2 protein-coding genes and 3 pseudogenes are annotated in these 6029 nt (G+C 63.6%); 3 read left to right on the forward strand and 2 right to left on the reverse strand.

Translation table 11 applies throughout. The features are described from left to right. Positions 1-303: pseudogene (locus tag JCM25156_RS22760) on the reverse strand (membrane-bound PQQ-dependent dehydrogenase, glucose/quinate/shikimate family); the annotation flags it as partial. 141 nt (positions 304-444) lie between these two features. After that, a pseudogene (locus JCM25156_RS22765) lies at positions 445-1922 on the reverse strand (mannitol dehydrogenase family protein). A gap of 257 nt (positions 1923-2179) precedes the next feature. Here JCM25156_RS22765 and JCM25156_RS22770 point away from each other — a divergent pair. The 3 genes and pseudogenes from JCM25156_RS22770 to JCM25156_RS08435 all read left to right on the forward strand — a co-directional run. After that, positions 2180-3277, forward strand: coding sequence for a glycosyltransferase (locus JCM25156_RS22770; protein ID WP_034959030.1), 1098 nt, complete (start codon positions 2180-2182; stop codon positions 3275-3277). A 58-nt stretch (positions 3278-3335) separates the two neighbouring features. Beyond that, positions 3336-4849: pseudogene (locus tag JCM25156_RS22775) on the forward strand (replicative DNA helicase). Positions 4850-5217: 368 nt separating this feature from the next. Beyond that, the coding region (locus tag JCM25156_RS08435) for a magnesium chelatase domain-containing protein (RefSeq protein ID WP_025812760.1) at positions 5218-6029 on the forward strand (812 nt) is incomplete at its 3' end.

A 6029-nucleotide genomic window follows, 5' to 3' on the forward strand; every position in this document is an offset into this window, starting at 1 on the left:
CACGACGCCGATGGGCACGAGAATATCGCCACGCGGCGCCAGCGCCCAGAAATCCAGACCGACCTCATGCACGGCCCAGACCATCGTGCCAAGCAGCAGCGCCGCGTAAACCGTCAGCGCCGCCGCCTGCCGCCGCGCCAGCAGGAATGCCGTGACCAGCAGCAGGAAACCCGCCACCACGTAGTAGAAGGATCCGCCAATCAGACACAGCCACAGCCCGCCACCCAGCAGGTAAATACCTGACAGGGCGCAGACAGCTATGGCGGCGGCCAGAAGGGGTGCCGAGCGTATGAGGCTATTCATAAGTTTTCCTGATTACAGCAATACAGTCCGAACATTCATCTATGAATGAACGTGCGAGATGCCCTCAGGTCAACCCCAGCTTTATGAATAAAGTGTGTAAATCACCGCCCGGCAGGCCTGAATCATGTCTTTGCGGGTACGTTACGGGCCAGCTATGACCTGCGCCAGCGTCGCGCGCGTGCCCCTGTCGCGAATGGACTGGCGCAGGCGGACATAGGTTGCGACAAATCCGGGGCTGGCCTGCAGATCCCACCCGGCGAAGGCGCTCATTTCCAGCGCGTCTTCCAGACGGGGGGAGGCCGCATGCGTGCGGTCTTCATCCGTCAGGTGGGGTTCGACAATGGTGTAGGGCTGCCCGTTGTCATCACGCCCGCGCAGATATTCGGCATAACAGGCCACGACAAAGGCAATGCGCACCGGGTTGCGGTCATGCGCCAGCACGCCCATGGCCGTGCTCTTGATGAACATGGGCAGCTTGGATGTGCTGTCGGACGCGATACGCAGCAACTGGTCGCTGATGGCCCGGTTACGGAAGCGATGCAGCACGCGCCTGCCATATTCCGCCAGCGCCATGCCCGGCGGGGCCACCAGCAGCGGCTCCGCGTCATGGCCAAGATACTGCTCCACCAGCGTGACCTCATGCAGATCCGCCATGATCTCGCTGACAATACGATACCCCGACAGCACGCCCGACAGGCCCAGCAGGGAGTGGGAGGCGTTGAGCATGTGCAGCTTCACCTCCTCGTACGGCTGGACGTTGTCGGTAACCTGCACGCCCACGGCGTCCAGTTCCGGGCGACCGGCGCAGAATTTGTCTTCCACCACCCACTGGATGAAATCCTCGCAGAAGACGGGAATACGGTCATCCAGCCCGCTTTCCGCGTCCAGGCGGCGGACATCGTCAGGGTGGACGGCGGGGGTGATGCGGTCAACCATGGTGCAGGGGAAGGTGACGTTTTCCTCGATCCACCGCGCAAGACCGGCGTCACGCGCGCGCGCCCAGCCCAGGAAGGCGGTGCGCGCCACATGGCCGTTCTGGGGCAGGTTGTCACACGACAGGATCGTGAAGGGACCAGCGCCACTTTCGCGCCGCTGGCGCAGGGCCTCGGTCACAAGGCCGAACACGGTGTGCGGCACGTCGCGCTTGAGATCCGCGGCAATGACGGGATGATCGAGGGGGAAACGCCGTTTTCATCAACATAATAGCCGCCTTCGGTCACGGTCATGCTGACAATGCGGATGGCCGGGTCGGCCAGGCGCGCAATGGTGGCGGCGCGATCGGCCGGGGCGTACATATATTCGGTGATCGAGCCGATCACGCGCACCACGTTGGGGGCGTCGGGCGCGCATTCGGTCAGGGAATACAGGCAGTCCTGCGCCGCCATGTCCCGGGCTTTCGTGGCTTCGGCCTCGTTTTCCATAAGGCCGATACCCAGCAGCCCCCAGCCCGACTGGCCGGGGCGCGCCAGCACGCGATCCATGTACACCGCCTGGTGGGCGCGATGGAAATTGCCCACGCTGATATGGGCGATGCCCGGCGTCACCTTGCCGCGTTCATAGGCAGGCACCACAATATTGGGGGACAGATGGTGCAGGGTCGTATTATTGATTGCGGTCATGACCAGTTTCCATGGAAGGTATTTCCTGACGCGTAATCACAAACATACACCGGCACAACCCGTGAATGGCGCGTCCCTGCCGCAAGCCTGCCTCGGGGCTGGGCCGAATAAAGGGAGGCCGCCGGATGTATGGGCGCTATTCGGTTTTCTAATACACAAAACTGCCCTATGAACCGTTACCACCGTTGCCTATCCAGTGTGCCGGTTCTGAAAACGACGGTAGGGGAAGTCCCCGCCGTTCCTGTCGTTGGTAATGTATGCGTATCCTCTATCTCATCAACAGCCTGAACGGGGGCGGGGCCGAGCGGCCGCTGCCAGCCATAATCGGGATATTGCGCGCCCGTGGCCACGATGTCCGGGTCGTGGCGCTGGCGCGCAGGGCGGGCAACGCCATCGCCTGGCTGGAAGCCGCCGGAATCGATTATCATATCCTTGATGACCGTGATCCCGACCGCTTCGCCACGCTGGGGCAGCTCCTGCGCTACGTGCGCGCCAACCGGCCGGACCTGCTGTGGACATCGCTTACGCGCGCAACCCTGCTGGGGCAGGTGATCGGCACGCTGCTGCGCATTCCGGTCGTAAGCTGGCAGCATAACGAGTTCCTCAAACCCGCCAACCGCTTCCTGCTGCGCCAGACACGCAACCTGAGCGCGTTCTGGATAGCCGATTCCGATTTCGTGGCCCGCGTGACGCAACGCCAGCTTGGCATTGCGCCCGACCGGATCCTGACCTGGCCGTTATTCGTGGCCAGCGCCGACAGTCCCGCCGCCACGCCGTGGGCGGGACAGACGGATACGGTGTTCGAGATCGGCACGCTGGGCCGGCTGGAACCGGCGAAGAACATGGAACTGGCCATCCGCGCGATGGGCGTGATCCGGCAACGGATGCCCGAGGCGCGAATCCGCCTGTCCATCTGCGGTAGCGGATCGCTCATGCACCCCTTGCGGAAGCTGGCGGAAGAGCAGGGGGCCGACGTGCATTTCGAAGGTTTCCAGCGCGACCCGCTGGCGTTCTGCCGGAAGCTGCATGTGTATGTGCAGTCCTCGCGGTTCGAGGGGCTGTGCATCGCCGTGCATGAAGCCATGCAGACCGGGCTGCCGGTCATCGCGACACCCGTGGGGGCCATTCCCGACATCATCCGCGATGGGGAAAACGGCTTTCTCCTGCGCACCGTAACGCCCGAGGCGCTGGCCGACCGGATCCTGTACCTGTACGCCCGCCCCGAACTCTGCGCCCATATCGGCCACAGGGCGCGCAGTGACATACTGAAGCGCTACAACATCGACACGGTGCAGGAAAAGGCCATGGCCATCATCCACCGCGCGGAAGGACTGGTACGCGCGCGCAGCACCTGAGGGCATCGGCACGACACATCCCCCTTCCGGTCGCGCGGGGGATCGGTAGAAGGGGGGTGTGAACACGATCCAGAATCCCCCCGCAGAGTCCTCGCAGAAGGACTCGCTCCTCGGCGTATCGCAGCGCATGCCGCCCGCCAACGTGCAGGCCGAGCAGGCGCTGCTGGGCGCGCTGCTGACCAATAACCGCGCCTATGACCGCGTATCGGACTTCCTGACCGGCGCGCATTTCGCCGATGAAACCAATGGCCGCATCTATGACGCCATTTCCCGCCGTATCGAGGCCGGGCAACTGGCTGACCCGGTGACATTGCGGGCCGAATTCGAAAATACCGGCGTGCTGGACGCGGTGGGGGGCACCAGCTACCTGGCCCGGCTGCTGACCTCCATGGTCGGCATCATCAACGCGGCCGATTACGGCCGGGTGATCCATGATGCGTGGATCCGGCGGCAGTTGATCGATATCGGGCAGGATGTGGTCAACAACGCCTTTGGCGCGCGTCCCGACCTTGACGGTCCCGACCAGATCGCCGCGAGCGAGGAAGCCCTGTTCCGCCTGGCGACGGAGAAGGGGCAGGACGGGGGCTTCCTGTCCTTTGACCGCGCGCTGGCCGAAGCGCTGGACATTGCCCATCAGCCTTTACCCGCACGGGCGATGTGGTGGGCCTGACCACCGGGCTGCGCGATCTGGACAAGAAAACCGGCGGGCTGCATCCATCGGATCTGCTGATCCTGGCGGGGCGTCCGGCCATGGGCAAGACGGCGCTGGCCACCAAGATCGCCTTTTCCGCCGCGCGCGCCCTGATGCAGGAAGCCCGCGAGGCACCGGAGGATAACAAGCCCAAGGGTTCGGTCGCCATTTTCTCGCTTGAAATGTCTGCCGAGCAGCTGGCCACCCGTATCCTGTCCGAGCAGGCCAGCGTATCGGGGGAGAAAATTCGCCGTGGCGATCTGGGCCAGAAGGAATTCGACCGCTTCGTGCAGGTCAGCCGGGAACTGGCGCAACTGCCGCTGCATATCGACGATACACCGGCCATCTCGCTCTCGGCCATGCGCACGCGCTGCCGCAGGCTGGCGCGCACGAAGGGGCTGAGCCTTGTGGTGGTCGATTACCTCCAGCTCATGCGGCCATCGGTAGGGAGCCGGGCGGAAAACCGCGTGCTGGAAATTTCCATGATCACGCAGGGCCTCAAGGCGCTGGCCAAGGAACTTTCGGTTCCGGTCATCGCGCTATCCCAGCTATCGCGCCAGGTCGAGAGCAGGGAAGACAAGCGGCCCATGCTGTCGGACCTGCGTGAATCCGGCTCGATCGAGCAGGACGCGGATGCGGTCATGTTCGTCTATCGCGACCAGTACTACCTCCAGCAGCGCCAGCCCAAGGAAACATCCTACGATTCAGTGGATAAATACCAGACCGCTATGGAAGAATGGCAGCGCAAGATGGATCTGGCGCATAACCGCGCGGAACTGATTCTGGAAAAACAGCGCCACGGGCCGACAGGGACGGTGAATCTGTTCTTCGAAGGCGAGTTCACGCGCTTTGCCGATCTCGACATGGTGCATGACGTATAGGGCGTTGTTCGGGACGCATGACCGCAGGGCGGATCACCGGCGGGCCGATGCCTGAACGGTCCTTACGGAAAATCCGTAAGTGACATGTCACAGGTGGCGCAGGCATGTGGCCAATGCGCCACATGCCTGAAAGGACGCCCCGGCCACGGCCGTTGTGCAGATTTCCGCACAACGGATGGGACGGGCGGGTGGACTGAAGCAGAGGTCATGCGTCCCCTTTCCCGCACCGCCAAAAGTTTTATAAGAAATATTATGCCAACAAATTAGGAGCCGCATGGCCATGGCCGCCGCAATCCACGCGGCTGGCGCGTAAATCATGCCCATGCGCCATCATGGCCAAACCCGTCCGTATCCGGCATCATCGCATCATGACTGATACGGCGCTTGCATCCATCTCCGGTTTTGCCTTTTCCGGCATTGAAGCCGTTCCTGTCAAAATCGAGGTCCAGCTTGCCGTGGGCCTTCCGTCATTCCTGATCGTCGGGCTACCGGACAAGGCCGTCAATGAATCGCGTGAGCGCGTGCGCGCGGCCCTGTCCGCCATGGGTCTGGCGCTACCCGCCAAGCGCATCGTGGTCAATCTGGTGCCCGCCAACCTCATGAAGGAAGGCTCGCATTTTGACCTTCCCATCGCCCTGGCGCTGCTCATGGTCATGGGCCTGTTGCCGGGCGATCTGGCGCAGCGTTACGCGGCGCTGGGTGAACTGTCGCTTGATGGCGGCGTCAACCCGGTCTGTGGCGTGCTGCCCGCGGCCATAACGGCGGCGGCCCAGTCGCTGGGGCTGATCTGCCCGGCGGATCAGGGTATCGAGGCCCGCTGGGCCAGTGAGGATATGGACATCCTCGCCATCCGTTCCCTGCCCGCGCTCCTGAACCATTTCCGTGGCCAGCAGGTGATCGAGCCGGTTGAACTCCCGCCCCGCATCGCGCCCGACCTGACCGCCCTGCCCGACCTGGCGGATATTCGCGGCATGGAGACCGGCCGCCGCGCACTGGAAATCGCGGCGGCCGGGCGCCATTCGCTTTTGATGGTCGGCCCGCCCGGTGCTGGCAAATCCATGCTGGCCGCACGCCTGCCGGGCATCCTGCCGGACCTGACAACGGCGGAAATTCTGGAAATAAGCCGGATTCACAGCATTGGCGGCCTGCTGAAGGATGGCCAGCCCGTCCACCGGCCACC

It is taken from the genome of Komagataeibacter kakiaceti JCM 25156, from assembly GCF_000613305.1.

Excerpts from the sequence above, each read along its gene's own strand:
- JCM25156_RS22770 (WP_034959030.1), top strand. The coding sequence starts at position 2,180 with ATGCGTATCCTCTATCTCATCAACAGCCTGAACGGGGGCGGGGCCGAG.